Annotated in this window: 13 protein-coding genes; 6 read left to right on the forward strand and 7 right to left on the reverse strand. The window is 34.5% G+C overall.

Translation table 11 applies throughout. The features are described from left to right. Positions 1-338 precede the first annotated feature (338 nt). On the reverse strand, positions 339-947 hold the full coding sequence (locus tag ES765_RS19250) for a superoxide dismutase (RefSeq protein ID WP_138115973.1): 609 nt from the start codon (positions 945-947) through the stop codon (positions 339-341). Positions 948-1,066: 119 nt separating this feature from the next. Between ES765_RS19250 and ES765_RS19255 the strand changes: the two genes are divergently transcribed. The 4 genes from ES765_RS19255 (at position 1,067) to ES765_RS19270 (ending at position 9,634) form a co-directional block, all read left to right on the forward strand. Further along, positions 1,067-4,162, forward strand: coding sequence for a UvrD-helicase domain-containing protein (locus ES765_RS19255; RefSeq protein WP_138115974.1), 3,096 nt, complete (start codon positions 1,067-1,069; stop codon positions 4,160-4,162). A 6-nt stretch (positions 4,163-4,168) separates the two neighbouring features. Continuing rightward, positions 4,169-5,362, forward strand: a complete 1,194-nt coding sequence (kbl, locus tag ES765_RS19260) for a glycine C-acetyltransferase (protein ID WP_138115975.1) — start codon at positions 4,169-4,171, stop codon at positions 5,360-5,362. 113 nt (positions 5,363-5,475) lie between these two features. Continuing rightward, positions 5,476-6,819, forward strand: coding sequence for an OmpA family protein (locus tag ES765_RS19265; RefSeq protein WP_138115976.1), 1,344 nt, complete (start codon positions 5,476-5,478; stop codon positions 6,817-6,819). Positions 6,820-6,892: 73 nt separating this feature from the next. Further along, complete coding sequence (locus tag ES765_RS19270) at positions 6,893-9,634, forward strand: PD-(D/E)XK nuclease family protein (protein WP_138115977.1); 2,742 nt, start codon at positions 6,893-6,895, stop codon at positions 9,632-9,634. A 3-nt stretch (positions 9,635-9,637) separates the two neighbouring features. Here ES765_RS19270 and ES765_RS19275 read toward each other — a convergent pair whose 3' ends face one another. Next, complete coding sequence (locus ES765_RS19275) at positions 9,638-10,348, reverse strand: SDR family oxidoreductase (RefSeq protein WP_138115978.1); 711 nt, start codon at positions 10,346-10,348, stop codon at positions 9,638-9,640. 115 nt (positions 10,349-10,463) lie between these two features. On the opposite strand from ES765_RS19275, the gene ES765_RS19280 reads away from it, so the two are divergent. After that, complete coding sequence (locus tag ES765_RS19280) at positions 10,464-11,801, forward strand: sugar porter family MFS transporter (protein WP_138115979.1); 1,338 nt, start codon at positions 10,464-10,466, stop codon at positions 11,799-11,801. Positions 11,802-11,863: 62 nt separating this feature from the next. On the opposite strand, the gene ES765_RS23015 is transcribed toward ES765_RS19280, so the two are convergent. The 3 genes from ES765_RS23015 to ES765_RS19290 form a co-directional block, all read right to left on the reverse strand. Then, complete coding sequence (locus ES765_RS23015) at positions 11,864-12,028, reverse strand: hypothetical protein (RefSeq protein ID WP_138115990.1); 165 nt, start codon at positions 12,026-12,028, stop codon at positions 11,864-11,866. 114 nt (positions 12,029-12,142) lie between these two features. Continuing rightward, the gene (locus ES765_RS22625) at positions 12,143-12,268 is read right to left on the reverse strand and encodes a hypothetical protein (protein WP_262710698.1); all 126 of its coding nucleotides are present in this window, start codon (positions 12,266-12,268) and stop codon (positions 12,143-12,145) included. Between the two features lie 846 nt (positions 12,269-13,114). Beyond that, positions 13,115-13,996 carry an ice-binding family protein gene (locus ES765_RS19290; protein WP_138115980.1) on the reverse strand — a complete coding sequence of 294 codons (882 nt, stop codon included), beginning with the start codon at positions 13,994-13,996 and terminating at the stop codon, positions 13,115-13,117. A gap of 1,693 nt (positions 13,997-15,689) precedes the next feature. Here ES765_RS19290 and ES765_RS19295 point away from each other — a divergent pair. Beyond that, positions 15,690-16,946, forward strand: a complete 1,257-nt coding sequence (locus ES765_RS19295) for a tyrosine-type recombinase/integrase (protein ID WP_138115981.1) — start codon at positions 15,690-15,692, stop codon at positions 16,944-16,946. Positions 16,947-17,968: 1,022 nt separating this feature from the next. On the opposite strand, the gene ES765_RS19300 is transcribed toward ES765_RS19295, so the two are convergent. Continuing rightward, positions 17,969-18,883 carry an Abi family protein gene (locus tag ES765_RS19300; RefSeq protein WP_138115982.1) on the reverse strand — a complete coding sequence of 305 codons (915 nt, stop codon included), beginning with the start codon at positions 18,881-18,883 and terminating at the stop codon, positions 17,969-17,971. Positions 18,884-19,117: 234 nt separating this feature from the next. Further along, positions 19,118-20,914, reverse strand: coding sequence for a DUF6119 family protein (locus ES765_RS19305; RefSeq protein WP_171017377.1), 1,797 nt, complete (start codon positions 20,912-20,914; stop codon positions 19,118-19,120). Positions 20,915-20,919: the final 5 nt, after the last annotated feature.

Consider the following 20,919-nt stretch of genomic DNA (forward strand, 5'->3'; position numbering starts at 1 on the left):
ACCTTTGCTCTAAGGTCAATTGTTTGTAATGTTTCATCAAAACGAATATAAATATTGAGCCTAAAACAGATGGGGCTAGCCCCATCTGTTTTAAATATTCGTGTTGCACTTATGACTTGAACTTAGAAATTTCTTTTTATTGAAATTTCTTTTTTTATTTACACAATACCAGTAATTTAGTCTTGCCATAGCATAAGTAGGTTAAGTTTATGGTAAGATTTGGGACGAAAAGGGTGGAGATTTCTCCGCCCTTTTCTATTTTTAAACCAAAAAAACCACCTAAGATTGTTTCTTAAGTGGTTCAATATAGACTTTAGTAAATTTTTACCTGATAAAAACTATTTGCTATTCTTATACCGTTTTGAAACCTCGTTCCAGTTAATTAAGTTAAAGAATGCTTCAATATACTCAGGTCTTTTATTCTGATAGTTTAAGTAATATGCATGCTCCCATACATCTAATCCTAAAATTGGATGACCACCACAGCCTACTCCTGGCATAAGTGAGTTATCTTGATTAGGCGTAGAACATACTTCTACTTTACCTCCTTTATGAACACATAACCATGCCCAACCAGAACCAAATCTAGTTCCTGCCGCAGTCGTGAATTTTTCCTTGAATACATCAAAAGAACCAAAAGCACTGTCAATAGCCTCCGCTAATTCACCACTAGGTTTACCACCACCAGTGGGTGATAAAATTTCCCAAAACAAAGAGTGGTTATAAAAACCTCCGCCATTATTTCTAACAGCACCATTGTTCATATCCAAACCTGTTAAAATAGCTTCTATAGATTTTCCTTCTAGATCCGTACCTTCAATCGCAGCATTTAACTTCGAGGTATATCCATTATGATGTTTTGTATGATGTATTTCCATTGTCCTAGCGTCAATATGAGGCTCAAGAGCATCATAGGCGTAAGGCAATTTCGGTAATTGAAAGGCCATAATTTATTTATTTTAATGTTAATATTAATTGTCTCTCAAAGCTACGAATTTTAACATTTATATTGACCTAATAATTTGTTAAGAACTGCATAGGAATCCTTAATTTGCAGTAAAAATCAGTGTCCAGTAATTCTTTTATTATATATAATGCTTCAGCGGGATCAGGTAAAACCTATGCCTTGGCAAAAGTATACTTGAAAATTATACTGGCATCTCCTCAAAACTTCAAAAAAATATTAGCGATTACGTTTACCAATAAAGCGGTAAATGAGATGAAACATCGTATTTTGAATAGTCTATTTGAATTTTCATCTACCAAATCGATTCAAGAAGCGTCTCCCTTATTTAAGGACATCTTAAATGAAACAAACTACACTTTCGAAGAGCTAGGCGCTTTGGGCAAACTAAGATTAAAACAGATTCTTCATAACTACGCTTTTTTTGATATTTCTACCATTGATAAGTTTACACATAGACTCATACGTACTTTTGCTAAGGACTTAAAAATTCCACAAAATTTTGAAGTTGTTCTAGATGTAGATTTATTATTACAGGAGGCCGTAGAACGGGTTATTGGTAAAGCCGGTGAAGACCCTGAGTTCACTAAAGTACTTTTGGACTTTGCCCTAGAAAAAATTGAAGATGATCGAAGTTGGGATATTGCATTTGACCTTTTAAAAATAGGTAAACTTATTTTCGACGAGAATAATGCGCAACACCTTAAAAACCTTAAAAACCATGAAATTGGTGATTTCTTAAATCTACAGTTACTTCTTAAAACAAAAAATAAGGCACTTGAACAGCAAGCCGTCGAAGCAGCCTCAACCGCACTCGCCTATATAGTAACCAAAGGTATTGACTATAAAGATTTTCCTAGAGAGACTTTACCCAATCACTTTAAAAAAGTAAAAGACGGTAATTTCAATACTACTCTATTGTATAATAATAAACTAGAGGAAAATCTAATTGAGGGTAAAATTTTAAAAGCAGCAATTAAGAATCCCCCGATAGAGCTTTCTGCCCAATTACTCAAGTACTACCTTGACATAAAAGAGCTAGTTTACAAAAGAAGTTTATATGCTAATATCAATAGAAATATAGTTCCCTTTGCGCTATTGAATGCCATTCAAAAAGAGTTAAAAATAATTCAAGTAGAGAAAGATCAATTATCCATATCAGAATTCAACACCTTAATAGCAAGGGAAGTAAAGGATCAACCTGCGCCCTTTATATATGAACGGCTTGGAGAGAAATATAGACACTATTTCATTGATGAATTTCAAGACACCTCACAAATGCAATGGGAAAACCTTATTCCCTTAATTGGAAATGCAATGGAGGGCGAAGACGGGTTAGGCAATACTGGCTCCCTATTTCTTGTTGGTGACCCAAAACAAGCAATATATAGATGGCGTGGCGGCAAAGCTGAACAGTTTTTAGAATTGGCAACACATCAAAAGCATCCGTTCACTATAGCATCCAATTTAGTTACCTTACCAAAGAACTACAGAAGTTACACAGAAATTATAAATTTCAACAATAGCTTTTTCCAAAGTATAAGTACGTTATTAGAAAACTCCATGTATCAAGATTTTTTTAAACTTGGTAACCAACAAGAAGTAAATCAACAAGAAGGAGGTTATGTCAACCTCAACTTGCTAGCTGAAGATACCAATGAGGATTATGCCTTAGAAACGTTAACGGTAATTAAAAACTGTTTATCGAAAGGATATACCTACAGTGATATTTGTATTGTCATTAGAAAAAAGAAACATGGTTTACTACTCGCAAATTATTTGATGCAACATGAAATTCCTGTAGTATCCTCTGATTCTTTATTGCTAAGCGGAAATCCAAAAACCCTATTTTTAGTTCAGCTGATTCGATACATGGTTCAACCCAAAGAATTGGATATACAATATGAAATTTTAAATTTTCTTTCCGAAGGAAAAAATGACAAACATGCGTACATCTATGAAAATTTAAACCGCCTTGACATTCATTTGTTGAAGGAATATGGTTTTGACGCTTCTAAACTAAGGCAAGCAACAGTTTTTGATGGATTAGCCTATGCGATAAAACTGTTTGATCTTATTCCTAGTTCAGATGCACATCTATCTGCATTTATGGATTTGGTTTTTGATGTAGAACAAAAACAGGGTCCAGATATGCAATCATTTTTAGACTATTGGGACAAAAAAGGAAATTCGGCCAGCATTAGTACCCCAGAGAATTTAGAATCGGTACAAATAATGACCATTCATAAATCGAAAGGACTGGAGTTTCCTGTTGTGATATTTCCCTTTGCCAATTCTAATGTTTTTGAAGAAATCGACCCTAAGTTATGGCTTTCGGTCGATGAACATGAATTCCTTGGTTTTTCTGAACTTCTAATTAATAAGAAACAAGAGGTACAGAATTATGGTGCAGTAGAATCGCAACTATATGAAATCGATCATCAAAAATTACAATTAGACGCATTCAATCTGTTATACGTAGTTCTAACTAGGGCGGTAAATGCACTATTTATAATCAGCTCCAATAACATTGATAAAAAAGGTAATCATAATCCAAACTATTATTCGGGACTATTCATTCATTTTCTAAAAAATACAGGCATTTGGGAACCCGAAAAATTAGAGTATAGTTTTGGCGAACTCGAAAGTCAGAAAATAAAAAATCGTTTAGGACCAAATCAATACACTATACCTTATATATATACCAATAAAAATAGACCCGATTTTAAGATTCTGGCAACGGCAGGTCTTTTATGGGATGAAGGTTTAGATGTTGCCATTAATCAAGGTAATGTGATTCATTATATTTTAGGCGCTATCTATAAAACTTCAGATTTAGATAGAGCACTACAAATGGCCCTGCAAAAAGGTTTGCTTAAAGAGATGGAAGTTGAAAAGGTGAGAGAAATCGTTGAAAAGGTGATTTTTCATCCAGAACTAAATCACTTTTATCAAGATGGACTAGAGGTGCTGAATGAAAGAGAACTTCTGTTAGTAAATGGAACGACCCAACGACCAGATAGAGTTGTTATGGAAAACAACCACGCTATTATCATTGATTATAAGACCGGAGAACGAAATTCGAAATACCAACATCAGTTGAATTCCTATGCAGAAAGTTTTTTAAGCATGGGGTATAGCATAGCTCAAAAAATCATTGTGTATATTAATACGGAAATAGAATTAGAATATATTTAAAACATTATGTACGGAAAAATAAAGGAACACTTAGAGAAGGAAATTGAAGCAATTAAAAATGATGGTCTTTTTAAAGAAGAAAGAATTATCGTGTCTCCTCAAGATGCAGTTATTAAAATTAACACAGGTCAAGAAGTTTTAAACTTTTGCTCTAACAATTATCTAGGGTTATCATCACACCCGGATGTGATACAAGCTGCGAAAGATGCCATGGACACCCATGGGTTTGGCATGTCGTCGGTTAGGTTCATTTGTGGGACACAAGATATACACAAACAACTTGAAAAAAAGATAGCTCATTTCTACGGTACCGAAGACACTATTTTATATGCCGCTGCATTTGATGCTAATGGAGGTGTATTCGAACCTTTGCTTTCTGCAGAAGATGCAATTATTTCAGACGCTTTAAATCACGCTTCTATAATCGATGGTGTACGCTTGTGTAAAGCTAAGAGATATCGTTATGCCAATAGTGATATGCAAGATTTAGAAACACAACTGAAACAAGCAAATGAAGACGGTGCCAGATTTAAAATTATTGTAACCGATGGTGTATTCTCTATGGATGGTATTGTTGCCCCATTAGATAAAATCTGTGACCTTGCCGATACATATGATGCCTTGGTTATGATAGATGAATGTCATGCAACAGGTTTTATTGGAGAAAAAGGAATAGGTACTTTGGAAGAAAAAGGCGTTTTGGGAAGAATAGATATCATAACCGGAACCCTGGGTAAAGCATTAGGTGGAGCTATGGGTGGTTACACGACAGGTAAAAAGGAAATTATATCTATACTAAGACAACGCTCAAGACCTTATTTATTTTCTAACTCATTAGCGCCGGCAATTGTTGGTGCATCAATCAAGGTTTTTGATATGTTAGAAAAAGACACATCGCTTCGTGATAAACTACAGGAAAATACTGCGTACTTTAAAAAAGGAATTAAAGAAGCAGGCTTTGATATTGTAGACGGCGACTCTGCGATTGTACCTGTAATGCTTTACGATGCAAAATTATCTCAAGAAATGGCTACCAAACTATTGGAACGAGGCATATATGTGATAGGTTTCTTTTACCCTGTAGTGCCAAAAGGCAAGGCGCGCATACGGGTTCAACTATCCGCAGCACATACCAAGACTCATATAGACACTGCCATTGAAGCGTTCACAGCGGTTGGAAAAGAACTGAAAATCGTTTAAATGCACTTTTTAATCTATTAAATGCGTTAAAAAAAATAGGAAATTGATTTTGTTAATAATATTTAACAAGTTACATTTGTGGCTAATAAACACTTAAACTTAAAAATTTGAACATGAAACATCTTAGCAAATTATTGGTTGTTGCCCTACTAGTTGTAGGTATGAACAACATACAAGCGCAAGACGAGAATAACCCTTGGCAAGTACAGTTCGGGGCTAATGCTATTGACGTATATCCAACTGGGGATGTAAGTTCTTTTGGCAATGAATTCTTTAATGTGAACGATCACTGGAACATTTTACCTTCTATATCTTATGTAGGAGTATCTAAGTACGTAGGAGACGGCTTCTCTGTTGGAGCAAGAGGATCTCTTAACAAGATTAGCAAATTAGGTGACGTTAGCGTTGATGATCTTTCTCACTATGCAATAGATGGTACAATAAAATATAATTTAATCCAAAGAACTACCGTTCTTGATCCATTTATCGAAATAGGTGGTGGTTATACTTGGATTGATGAAATTGGAGCTGGTACTGCAAATGGAGGTCTTGGACTTAACATTTGGTTCTCTGAAAACTTAGCTCTTACATTACAATCTAATTATAAGCACGCTTTCGAAGATTACGGTGTAAAACATTTCCAACACTTAGCTGGTATTTCAGTTAAATTTGGTGGAACTGATACTGATGGTGATGGTATTTACGACAAAGATGATGCTTGTCCAGAAGTTGCTGGTCTTGAAGCTTTCAACGGTTGTCCTGATGCTGACGGCGATGGTATAGAAGATAGCAAAGATAGCTGTCCTAACGAAGCTGGTTCTAAAGAAATGAACGGATGTCCTGATGCTGACGGTGACGGTGTTGCTGATAAAGATGATGCTTGTCCTAACGAAGCTGGTGTTGCTGCTTTAGCTGGTTGTCCTGATGCTGATAGCGATGGTGTAGCTGATAAAGATGACGCTTGTCCTGCTGAAGCTGGTCCTGCTGAAAACAAAGGTTGTCCTTGGCCTGATACTGACGGAGACGGAGTACTTGACAAAGATGATACTTGTCCTGATGTAGCCGGTACAGTAGCTAACGCTGGTTGTCCAGAAGTAACTGCAGAAGTACAAAAGCAATTGAACGATTATGCTAGAACTATCTTGTTTGATACTGGTAAATCTTCAATCAAAGCTGAATCAACTTCTGTTATGGTTGACATTATCACAATCTTAAAAGAATATCCTAACGCTAAATTTACTGTTGAAGGTCACACTGACAGTGTAGGTAGCGAAAAACTAAACCAAAGTCTTTCTGAGTCAAGAGCTCTTTCTGTAAAAGAATTCTTAGTTGACAAAGGAATCGAAGAGTTTAGATTGTCTGCAGTTGGTTACGGTGAAGCGAAGCCAATATCTACAAATAATACAAGAGCTGGTAGAGCTCAAAACAGAAGGGTAGAAATTAACTTAGTAAAATAAGTTAAAATAAACCTTAAGTGTTTTAATGAATAAAAGCTCCGCATAATATGCGGAGCTTTTTTATTTTTACCCTATGCAAAGTTTCATTGAAGATGTAGTCAAAGACGTACTAAGTACGCACCACGATACTGGAGAGGTAATCTTTATTTTACCCAGTAAACGTGCTGGAGTTTTTCTCAAAAAAATTCTTTCAAAGTCTATCTCTAAAACAGTTGTAGCACCAGAAATCTATAGTATTGAAGATTTTATAGAAAAGATATCTGGACTAGTAACAGCAAACACAACCTGCCAACTTTTTGAACTTTACAATGCATATATTTCAGAAGGAACTTACGAGAAAGAATCATTTGACTCCTTTTTAAAATGGGGCCAAATAGTACTACAGGATTTTAATGAAATCGATCGGTATTTAGTGGATGCCTCTACTCTGTATCAAAATGTAGCAGCCATTCAAGAAGTCAATCATTGGTCTTTAAATACTGAAAAATCTGAGATGATTGAAAACTACCTTCATTTCTGGAGGCATTTAGAAGGTATCTATAACCGATTCAATTCAAACCTGCTAAAACAAGGACTAGGCCACCAGGGCCTTATTTACAAAACCTCAGTAGAACAATTATCCAATTACCTCAAAACCAATTCTAAAAAACATATTTTCCTTGGCTTCAATGCGTTAAATACTGCGGAAAGTATTTTAATTCAGACTATTCTTGACCAAATAGATTCATCCATCTATTGGGATATAGACCCGTACTTCTTAAAAGATAACATTCATGACGCAGGGTATTTTATAAGAAAGTACCAAAACACATGGAGAGTTTTAAAAGACAAACCCCTCAGGGGCCTTTCCAATCATTATACAGCCAAAAAACATATTGATATCATAGGCGTTCCTAAAAATATGTCACAAGTCAATTATGTAGGTGATGTATTGAATAAAATACAAAATGAAACTCCAGATTCTTTAAGTAATGCTGCTATCGTCTTAGGAAACGAAGAATTACTAAATCCATTATTAAACACCATCCCACAAAATATCATGGCCACTAATATTACCATGGGCCAAAAATTAGAGTCAACCACATTAGCGAGTTTCTTCACTAATCTTATAGAATTTCATGAACAGAAGACTGAAAAAGGCTGGTTTTACAAGCATCTGCTAAACCTACTAACCCATTCCTATGCTGTTCTTCTATTTGATGCAAATGAAATATCTGCTGATGCGCTTATCCTAAAAATAAAAACCAACAACTGGTCTTATGTGACCTTATCACAAATTAATGAATTAATACCACCCCAGAAATCAGCCTCATTACTGTTTCAAGATGTTCAGAATAATCCTAGTGTGCTTATAGATAATTTTTTAGGTCTAATTCAATCCCTTAGAACTTTAGAGTCCATTAAACAGAATACGCTCATACTAGAGCAACTGTATAAATTTCACACCTTATTTAATCAACTGAAAGATCTTTGCAGTTCGTTTTCATATATCAATAACCTTAAAAGCCTTAAACACCTTTTCAAACAACTTCTAAGCACTGAAACATTAGATTTTCAAGGTAACCCTATAGAAGGTATTCAAATTATGGGAATGCTAGAAAGTAGGCTCTTAGATTTTGAAACAATCATACTAACTTCGGTAAACGAAGGTATTCTTCCTTCGGGAAAATCAAATAACTCCTTTATACCATTCGATCTAAAAATTAAAAATAGCTTGCCTACCTATAAAGAAAAAGATGCCATATACACCTACCATTTCTACAGGTTACTACAAAGAGCAAAAAACGTTTATATTATTTACAATACAGAACCTGATGCATTAGAAGGTGGTGAAAAAAGTAGGTTGATTACACAACTGTTAACCGATGAAAACAGAACTGATATAACAGAATATATAGCTACACCTAATATACAAGCTCATACAAAAGAAAACGAGAGTATCCCTAAAACTAAGAGCCTAGTAGCGCTTATTAGAGAAAAAGCCCAGAAAGGCTTTTCCCCAAGTTCGTTAAGTAACTATATTAGAAACCCTATAGACTTCTACAAACAGAACTTACTTAATATAAATGATGTATTAGAGGTGGAAGAAACTCTTGCTCCAAATACTTTCGGGACTATTGTACACGATACTTTAGAAGCATTGTACACACCGTTAATTGGCATATACCTCACCCATGATCTTCTTAACGGCCTAAAACAAAACATACATTCTATCGTTCGCCAAAACTTTGAAAAAACATTTAAAGAAGGTAATATAAGAACAGGTAAAAATTACTTATCCTTTCATGTTATTCTCAAGTATATTCAGACCTTTATTGATGCCGAGATTGAATTACTTTTAAATCACAAAATCAAAATAATTGGTTTGGAACAATCTTTAGAAGTTTCCATTCCAATAAAAGGGTTAGATTTTCCTATTCAATTAAAAGGTAAATTAGATCGTATTGATGAGTTTGATGGTATTACCCGTATCATTGATTATAAAACCGGAAAAGTAGAAAGAAGAAATGTGGAGTTAATAGATTGGGAAATTCTAACCGACGATTATCAGTTCAGTAAAGCATTTCAGTTGTTATGCTACGGACTTATGTACTTCAAAACCTATCCCAAGGAAGATTTGGCCATACACGCAGGAATCATTTCTTTAAAAAACTTTGCAGAAGGCACCTTACTATTTGCACAGAAAGAATCTGCACGTGGCGCCAAAAATCACATTATTGATACCAATGTAATTTATGAGTTCGAACAGATTCTTACGAATTTAATTACAGAAATTTGTAATCCTGATATTCCATTTATAGAAAAGGAAGTCTAATTCTTATTTTTTATCAGGCCTAGTAGGTCTTACCTCAATTTTACTAGGCAATGTTCTTGGATTCATTTTTAATAAATTTAACACCAATTCGCCAATATCTTCGGGTTGTATTTTCCAAGCGTCGGTTTCATCTGGTTCATGATTATTAAAATGTGACGCCACAGAGCCCGGCATAATAGTAGAAACCTTAATATCATACTTTCTTAAATCTAACATTGCTGCTTGAGTAAAACCAACTACTCCAAATTTAGAAGCATTATAACCCGCTCCACCGGCAAAAAAATTGGTTCCTGCCAAACTTGCCAACGTTATGTAATATCCTTTAGATATTTTCAACGCCGCTACTGAAGCCTTAAGGGAATGAAAAACACCATTCAGGTTTGTATCTATCATTTGGTGCCAATCGCTATCAGACAATTCATCAATCGGTGCAAAATTCCCAACTCCGGCATTGGCTAATACTGCATCTAATTGACCCCAAGTATCCAATATTTTAGAGATTGCATTCTTTTCATCTTCCATTTTCGATACATCGGATACAATCCCCAAAACGGAATCATTATTAAAATCTTTCAACGCCTGTGTTACACTTTCCTTTGACCTACCACTTATCGCTACCCTCATTCCCTGGTTTAGCAAAGTTTTTGCAACCCCAAAACCTATTCCTTTTGTACCTCCAGTAATGTAGGCAACTTTATTTTTCAAATCTTTCATAGTTCTGTTTAATTAATATAACAAGTTACCATTTATATGAAATCAACGTACCCATTAAAGAACAAGATTTAACGGTTTTGATTTATTATATTTAACGCTTACTAAAATTCTTAAAATGAACAAAATACTTGTTTGGTCCATTACTGTTGCGTTAGCCGGTTTTTTATTTGGTTTTGATACTGTTGTTATCAGTGGGGCAAACGAACCTATAAAACAATTATGGAATACCTCTCCTATATTCCATGGTACCTTTATTATGAGTATGGCACTATGGGGAACTGTTGTCGGTTCACTTTTCGGAGGTATCCCCACAAAAAATCTTGGACGTAAAAAGACGTTGCTTTGGGTAGGCGTCCTGTTTCTAGTATCAGCCCTAGGTTCCGCACTTGCATTTGACCCTTATTCTTTCTCCGCATTTCGTTTTATAGGTGGTGTAGGTGTCGGAATTTCTTCTGTTGCCGCTCCTATCTATATATCGGAAATCACTTCTAAAGAAAATCGTGGTAAACTAGGCGGTCTCTATCAATTTTGGTTAGTTTCTGGAATTCTTATCGCCTTTGTATCGAATTGGTTGCTCAAAGATTTTGATGGGGCCAACGATTGGCGCTGGATGTTGGGTGTAGAGGCCATACCGGCCTTTATATACACCATAATGGTAATTACTGTTCCCGAAAGCCCAAGGTGGTTAGCACTCCACAAAAAAGATGATGCCGCCGCATTACAGATATTAGAGGTTATACACCCAAAAGAAAAGGCTCAGAAACAATTACTTGAAATTAAAATGGACTTAAAGCATTCCCATAAAAGTGAAGGTCTTTTTCAGAAAAAATATTCAAGAATACTTTGGTTAGGTTTTTTTATTGCCTTTTTTAATCAACTCTCAGGAATTAATTTTGTGCTCTACTATGCCCCAGAAATTTTAGAACAAGCTGGTCTGGGTGGTAAGGAATCATTATTCAATTCGATTGCTATCGGAATTGTTAACCTAGTATTTACCATTATTGGGGTACGTTTATTAGACAAACTAGGTAGACGACAACTTATTATTATAGGCTCTATAGGTTATATCATAAGTTTGATTATGGTAGGCCTTTGCTTCCAACTGAACCTAGGGTCTACATTAACACTGACCTTCATTTGTACATTCGTAGCTTCACATGCTATTGGACAAGGAGCCGTAATTTGGGTTTTTATCTCTGAAATTTACCCTAACAGCGTTCGCGCTTACGGACAGTCCTGGGGAGTTAGTGTACATTGGATTTTTGCTGCAGTAATTACTTTGATTACTCCATTTTTCTTAGATTCTACTGAAGGAATTCTCAGAAACGCAGTGTGGTATATTTACTATTTCTTTGGCGGCATGATGGCACTTCAGTTAATTTGGGCTTTGACAAAAATGCCAGAGACTAAAGGAATATCCTTAGAAGAACTGAGTAGAAAACTGACTAAGTAATAAAACAAGAGGCATGTAAACAGTAGGTAATTAACACAACTGTATACGCGCCTCTTCAATTTTTAAACCCATTCAATAATTACTCCATATCCCTTACAAATACACATAGCTGTTAGGGCATACCTACATCCTGTACGAACAGGCTCTTTAGTCGCAGCTTGTAAAATACGTGTTCCTGACATTCCCAAACGGTGATCTATAGTAATTGTACTACCCTTCGAATTTATTCTTAAATCATCATCGGCTAAACCAAGTTATCGCTTACTAGCTAATGCTTACGTAGAAAAGGCTTCGTTGAATTCCATAACATCTATATCGCCTTAGGTTAGGCCCTGCCTTGCCTAAGCATACATAGGTCCGATACCCCTTTTTAGTTCTACCCTAACCACAGCAGAAGTGATAATTCTGGCCCTTGGAGTTAAATAGTGCTTTTTCAAGGCATCTTCAGAAACTACAAGAAAGTACATAATTCCATTCAATACCCACTTAGGGGGTATAATGTACGCAGTGGTTTCAAGAAGGCAAAAAAACTTGTCGCTGTGCGAAATTTTATAAGACTTTTCTATCAAAGGTGGTTTGCAGTGGAATGCTGTTTGTTTTTTTATAAAAGGAGACTAGGCATAACAGTAAAAGCTGAAGTAACGAAATGGTTACGCACAATTGAAGTTTAGCACTAGAGCAGGTTGATTATAAGAATTTATTTTTCAGTCTAGAGAAGCCCGGTCTTTTAGAGTATTTTGGTTATGTAATAGGAACGATTATTCGGACAATTATTTCTACGAATCCATAGTAATAGCGCTATGTTTTCCGCATACATATTAGCTATGATTACTATCGAAATAAGAATTCTATTTGAGTCATTTTGACCCCATTTCACTCTATTTGAGTTAAATTCTATGGAGAAGTGTGCATAAACTGTGTATAGTAAAAAAAGCCCTCATATCGGCGTATGTCTATATTTAACTAGTGGAGAATACCTGATTTGAACCAGTGACCTCTTGCCGATGGAACAAATCTATAATTACTGCTAAATAGACCCTGCCTTTTACAATTTATAAATAGGTGATTTCAGAGACCCATGCTTAATTTTGTCTATCGCACGAAAAACCCTGATTTAATATATTTGGCAATTATAATCTGTTCCATAAATAAATTCACGCCTTCTTCTATCAACTATATGTCCAGCATATTCTAGTATGTCCATAGTGTTCGAGGAGATCCAACTAAACTTGTTATTCATGTGTAAGTAGAGACTTGACTATCATCCTACGAGAAAACATTTTTGAGGATAAATCGATTAAAAAAAACCTCTCCTAATTGACTTTCACCCTGTATGTAGGTTTTCTATTCGTAATGACAGTTCCAAGGTCATCTTTATTCACTAAAGCTCTATTGCTATTAATGGCGCCCTCTGTAGAAAGTTGTCTGCCCTGCAGAAATGTACCTACTTCTGAGTTAACGGCTCCACCATGGGAAAGGAATGTTCCTTTTACATAAGAGCCAGCTCCTATACTAATGGCACCAGTGGTAATCCCAGCTCCGCCAATCCAAAAAACATTACAAGGCTTCGCTCCATTAATTAAAATTACTCTTGATTGTTCCACTATATTAAATGCTCCTGCAAACTTAAAAATAAATGTTGCATCGGGGTCATTTTGACCGTCTAAGGTGATACTTTTTGCTAAAGACCCTGCTGACAATACAGAATAAACTCCTGTATTTAGGGTTTCTCCACTTCCAAATGTTGGCGCATGCCCAGTTACCGTATTTGGTAAAGCCATAAGTGCAGTATAAGCGTCGTCTAGATCTATTGCAGCTTGTGCTGTAACAGTGTCTCCATTATAAATATCTCCGTCTGTCTGAGTTGGGTGCGCAAAACCTGATATAGCACCAACATCTGAGCCAATGTCACCATCTATTGCAGATCTATTAAAATTTGTTACAGCACCAATACTAGTAAAAAGAGCAAATTCACCCGCACTATCTAAAACATCAACAACAGGCGCAGGATTACAATCGGCTAAACGAAATATGGAAATAGTACTAACAGAAAGAGGTGGGTTTTCAATAGCTGCAGTTCGGGTATGCCCTTCAAAAGAGTTGCGTATTCCTAAATTAAAAGTTGAACTAAAATGTATACTTGAAAATAATAGTAATACGATAGTTGTTAAATTGAAAAGTAAATTTTTATTCATGGTAATTAGATATTAACCTAGAATTGCAAAAAATTATGGACATTTAGTTACGAGTTATACAGCTACTTTTTGAGTGTATATTTTGGTTTTAAATTCTTTTATAGTTTTATATCCTATAGTATAGGTAATGTGAAGATTTGTGAATCAAAATGTAATCTAAACAGGACAAAAAAGGTATAATTAACAGTTAGTTCTTATAAAACTGGCTGTGAATTTACACATTTAATGTGTAAGAAATAGATTACTATACGTTTATATTAAGTATTAGTCTACTTATTTGTAAGATATAATCTTACTTTTATAGTTGTGATTTTTTCAATTAAACGGGCAAAGTATAGTGTAGATTAATTGAATATATATTAATTACAAATTATTGGGTATTCAATTTAGGTTAATGTTGAATAATAATAGCACCATAAAAAATAGCTATTATTTGCTGTAGGTTATATTTAAAATTTGGGGTCAACACTTGAACTGAATGATGTAGTCAAGATATAATGAAGGTCTGGTGTTTTAAAAATATTGCTGCGAATCCTTCAATGGTTATTACAAGAAAAAGATTACTAATTATTTGCAAATACATAAGTTAAAACAATAGGTGAAAAAATAAGATTTCAGCTGAATTTAATAAGAAAATAATAACGGAGTTTGAATACTCCCGTAGAAATAGAGTTCAAAAAAACTCATTCAAAATAGAATGCTTGAACAAACGACTGAGGTTTACTATTCGTTAATAGGTTTTTTGGGGAAATCAATTACAAAAGATAGTATAGTAACGATACTCTATGAACTAAAAATGACGGTACACAACAGTGTCTCCTAAGAAAAACCATAGTACAGTTCTCCATAGTTCAAACAAACATTTTATTTCAACTTTCACTCTACTTTAATTTCAAACTTCAAGATCCAAGCATCATCCTTATTACTCGTTTTTTTAATTCGTAAGGTTTTAAGAAAAACTGTAATTACTTCAAGCCAAGAGTTTTACATTTCTTAAAGTCCCTTATATAGTAGGGAATACCGTCATAATATTAGGTTCCACTTTCCTTCCAGAATTAGGGCTATACGCAGATATTGCAAAACAATTTAAAATTAGCATACTGTAAAATTAAAAAGTAGATACATTTTATTATAATTACTTGACAATTAAGTGACCCCTTTGGGCTCGAACCAGGGACTCCCTGATTTTGAGTCGGACTTTGTTCCTTATTACCTTTCTTAACAGACCTTTTTACGGAGTAACCTTGTTCTCAATATTATTGCACTTTTTTAAGTAGAATATAACTGGAGTATTCAAAAAGGTCGAATGCACTTTTTTATAAAGCTTCTTTTTACTTTGGCGTTATAGATTTGTGAATTCGGGTTAGACGAAAAACTAGAATAGCTCTAAACCTTTAAAGTAAAAATTGATGCATCAAACGCGTGCAATTCGTGTATTACTTTACAATAAAAAAGCTTCCAATTTCTTGAAAGCCTTATTGTAGTTGGTGGAGAATACCGGATTCGAACCGGTGACCTCTTGCCTGCCAGTCCGCAATTTAACACTTTTAACAAAATCAAAATTGCATATAATCTTCTGATTTTCAGATATTTAATAAGATTTGCATTCAAATGAATTCATTTGAATGCAAACAAAAGTGTGCACAGAGTGTGCATTTTTATACTTAACTTGATGTAGATTAAGCATCGAAAAATGGCTAAAGTTAGGCTCATATTAGATACAAGAAAATCATCGAAAAACGCTCTTTCCAAACTTTTTCCGATTGCTTTACGTGTGTTCCATACTAAGCCTAGGATTATCAGATTACCATATGAAACATCAAAAAATGGATGGGATTCCAATTCTTTTTCTTTAAAGCGTTCCGTTTTGGTTAATAAAAGCTTAGACTGCTCAAAAATCAATCATATACTTTATAATAAACATCACGACGCCCGCAGCTTAATAAATGAGCTGGGTGATGCCATTCAATATTTGGACGTAGACACATTAGTTGAAGAAATCAAAAAAAAGTGGGAAAACCAGATAAGTCCAGAACTTAAAAGTAAGATGTCTAATGGATTGATGTTAACCGATTGGGGCCAAGTAATTATCGATAGAAAACTTAAATCCAATAAGCCAAGCTCAGCAGAATGGTATAAGAGCGGGATAAAAGCATTTATTAAATTTAATAATAACAAGGATCTTAGGTTAGATCAACTCAATGTGACAATGCTCAAGGACTATCAAATACATAAAGAGTCTGAAGGAGTGAAACCAAATAGTATTAGCTCCGTTCTAAGGGCGATTAGGGCAATTTACAATGCTGCTATTAACGAAGATAGAATAGAAGTGGCCAAGAATCCTTTTCATCGCTATAAAATCCCTTCTTCCAACCAAACAAAGAAAAGAGCGATTTCCAAAGAAGATTTTCTGAAAATTCGAAAATTAACTTACGAAAAAGGGTCAGCATTGTGGCATACCAAAAATTATGCGCTTATCATGTTCAATTGCCGAGGAATGAATTTGATAGATTTAGTAAAGCTCAAAAAGTCAAATGTTCGTTTGGAAAGAATTTTTTACGGCCGTAGTAAAACTGGAGATCCATTATCGGTTAAGTTGACAAGCGAGTTAAAAATGATTTTAAGTTATTACTTAGAGGATAAGGAAGATATTGACTTTCTATTTCCTGCAAATTATGATGGCAGTACAGCAAAATATGAAAAGTACAAGACCATAAGGAGAAGGGTAAACCAAAGGCTTAAGATAATTGCAACGGATGCTGGAATAGAACAACATTTTACAACCTATTCAATTCGTCATTCTTGGGCCACAATTGCAAAATTTATGGGTATTTCCACCGCTATCATCAGTGAAGGTCTAGGACATAGTTCTTTAAAAACAACCGAAATCTACTTGAAACGTTTTGATAATACCGTTTTGGATGATGCCAATGAATTAATAGTGGCTTAATAATTATCAACCCCCAAATCTTACCATAACTTACTTGCGCATGGATCCTGTTTCGATTTTATAGTGTTCCGGTAGATAAGCGTAAAGTAAAATCGAAATAGGGCGCACCCTACTTTTGATTTGGAACTCTTTCTTTTCGATTCATATTACTTTGCGACCATCGGGAGTAAAGCGAGTTTATTTTTGTGGCAACAAAGACACATCTCGCGCTTCCTGACCAAGTTCCTTTTTAGCATTTCAGTTTGCTTACTGCCTTTATAAACATTTTCAATTCTATGATACATATCCAAAATTTTAGATTGTCCTTTTTCTAATCGTTTAACGCTTCATTTTACTCTGATATGTTCTGCTGATGAAAAGAAAAAAATACTTTACTCTTTTTCTTTTCATCAGCCTTTTTTTCATTGAATTCCGGCTACCTTCCTACCTAACCTAATGAATACAGGGGTTTTTATCTAGGTCGGACTGTTTTTTGTGCTTACCTATGTTACCTTATTAGGTAGGGTAGGTAATACTTAGGTAAGAAGGGGTTAAAGAACTTACCTTAAGGTAGCATCCGCCGTCAGGACGATTCGCATACTTTAGGTAAGTAGGTAGCTAGTATTTGGTTTTTCTTAAAACTGGAGATAATTGAAAAGATTCAATATAGTAGTAGAACACAGCATCTTTCTTTTTTCAAAAGCTAAACAGTTTTACCTGAATTTTTGATGATATGATGACAATGTCCCCAACACCCCAAAATCATTGGTCTCAAAGCGTCATCGATTTGTCATCACCGCATCATTCTTCAATAGTTTAAAAACTGTTCCGTCATCATTAATTTTTTTGATGACAAAATGATGACAATTTGATGACAGCTTCAACTACCATAAATATTGACCTAAAAGAATTCTGTCATCATATCATCAAAATTCCTTATCCTTTTGAAATTTTACATTAATACAAACTCTATATGAAAGTTTCAACTTGATTAGACGATTTGCTACCGATAGTAATTACTTACCATCTCTGATAGTCACTTTTTACTTTTCATTATCAACGGTTGACCAAAGAGTTTCTGTTTCCCAGTTTTTAGGAAATCCCATTGCAAACACGTCAACATTTGGGTATTTTTCCAGTAAAGATTTAAATCTAGCCACTATCGAATGCTCTGGATTGATAGTCTGCATTAAGAACAAAATGATAGATAATATGTAATAAGAACGATTATTCGATACGGTATCGTTTTCTAACCAAGTTTTATAAATGCTTCGTGGTCTAATGGGTTGTATTCTCATAACCCTATTCCAAAGACGACTATGATGTGCACAAACATTTCTTAAATAAACGATACTATGAATCCATGATGAAAACGTCCTATCATTCATTCCAAAATGTCTTGCTATATTTCGTTTTATTCTGCTTGATTTAAGATTACTATATAAAAAAGACAATGACCCAAATGAAGTAATCTCCAACATCATCCAACTAGGTGGAAGCGGATTGGAGTATTTTTCTCGAAATGCATCAATAAATTCCTCGTCACTTCGCTCATATTCTCTTTGTAAATTTCCTAAGCTAGTACTATGTCTGATATGATTATTAAATAAATTAGAGTCTTCATACCAAAAAGCGCCGTGTTCATGTGAGAGAAGATAAATCATCTTTGCACGAATCGTAACTTCGATTTTTTCAAGTTCCCTTAAAATTAAAACTCTTAGTTCCCTATCAAATGAATATAATTGGAAAGCATCTTGAAAAGCGGAGTTTGACTTAAATTGATGATTACTTTTGTCTGCAAGCATTGGGTACCAATAACCACTCAATCGATAATAGCTAATACTTTCTAATAAGTGTGTAGCCCTTGGAATGTTAGTGATTTCAAGCCCTCTTTCTTGTAGTTGCTGAATTTGCTCTGCATAAGTAAGCGCAGGCTTTTCATATGGAACTTTAGGCATTGGTATAAAAATAAAAAGCTTACCCTGAGCGCGCTGTTCTAACGGGAAGCGGGGTAAGCATGTTGATGTAAAGTTAATAACTTTTTAAATACCAAACATACTTATTAACAAAAAATTAAATTAACTATCTGAAAAACAGCATAATAACCTAACTCTATCATGTAAATATCAGCTAAGTCGCCTTAAAAAAGCTTTATAGTAAACTCACAAAATTATTTTAAAGCTTCTTCGAAGTTATGAATTACGAATCTCAATTATTTCGATTGGATAATTAAAAGTACTCATCTCCCTTACACATTGAATTAAAGAAAATTTTGCAATGTTTGATTCCAATCTGTCTACATTGTTCCTTATTACCGGTACGCTTTGTGTATCAGATTTAAAAGCCATTATAAAAACTATTTCTTTGCCACCTGTTGTGAACTTCTGTAAAAAAGCTTCTTTGTCTGCTATCTCATAACCAGCATTGTCAACCCTTCTGTTGTAACTTTCTACTACATCATTAACAAACGAATTATCGCCAGAATTTCTAGAAATCATAAATCGATTGGCGGAAATTACTACTTGATTGCTTAGGTCACGAATTTTAGCATCAAAGCCTGTTTTAATGTGCACGAAATATATAGTGCTATCGCTTTCGTACATTATATCGCATAACTCTATATTTTGACCAAGTGCTTTATCAAAGACCCAATAGTTTTCCTCATCTCTGTATTGTGAGTTGTAAGCATCTTCTGAACCTCCTATCCAAGAATGAAATAGAATATCCCTTTGCGAATGATGTCTATTAATCATCTGATTGCATAAGCGATTCATAGAGTCTCTAAAGTCATCCTTTACTGAATACCATTTAGAATCTATATGGAAGATAGGCCTATTTTCATACTGTAATTCACAAGTTACATAGTGCCAAAAGTTTGCCCAGACATAACGTTTTTTGTTATTGCCTTTGAAACAATCGACACGTAATCCCCACATAATACTATTGAATTCTTGCTGTGTAGCATTTAAGTCTAATTGATTGAAAACTAATTCCAAACCAGCTTTATAAATTTTATTTCTATCATTTACGATTACAAAGTCTTTTCGTTGGCCTTTCTTTTTTATTTCAAACCTATCACACTCGTAGAATTGCTTTATTTTAGAAGGATGCACAAAGTCTATGTCTGACTTTCGAGGACTTGCCCCTCTTGTTTGAGATAACGTATTAAGCATATCTTCTCTAAGTTCTATCATCAAGATTTTTACAAACTCATCATCCGTAAGACCTCTTTCTTTTATCTCTTCAAATGATGTTAGTGCTCTTCTTATTTGAGTTGTCATTATTTCATTAATACGCAGGAATAATTGATGTAATTCTGCAAATGAAATGCTGTGCTTTATATGGAAGTAGGATGCTATTTCTAGCTGGACGTTTTTATTTCCAAAGTCGATAAAATCAAAGTAAGTATCTTTTATTTCATCTTTTAAAATAAGGTTGATACTTGAAGGAATATTAACAAAGTTCAGTACATCACTGAGCCTTTGACCTTCTTTAAATATTCTATTACTTTGTGTTAATGTTCCCGAAATACCTCTTGTTGTAAGTGATATAATTTCTTCGTCAAGTGTGGTAAGATATTCATAGAACTCCAACCCAAAGCGATAATTTTGGAATGACTTTATTACCATAGTACCTCCACCACCAATAACTGCAAATATTTTATCCTCGACACAGGCAAACAATACAAAGGACAGCCGAACAACAGTAAAATCGAGACCCTCTGATAAAGAGGGAGGTAAAAAATTATTCCAATGTGCTTTTTTCTCTTTTTCATTATATACATAAGTATAGTAGTGAACACCATCTATAACATTGGGAGCCAACTCATGATCAATTGTTTCTGTTTCTTCAATTCTTGTTTTATGATGCTTAACTAATATATTTACTATTCGATGTTTTGACTTGCCTGCTAAATCTCTATGCGTAGTATCAATCTGGAAAATCTTTATTTCGTATTGCCCATCTGCTCTTAGTCTAATATCTTCCATATTGC

Origin of the sequence: Maribacter sp. ACAM166 (assembly GCF_005771495.1) — a bacterium.
Lineage (GTDB): Bacteria > Bacteroidota > Bacteroidia > Flavobacteriales > Flavobacteriaceae > Maribacter.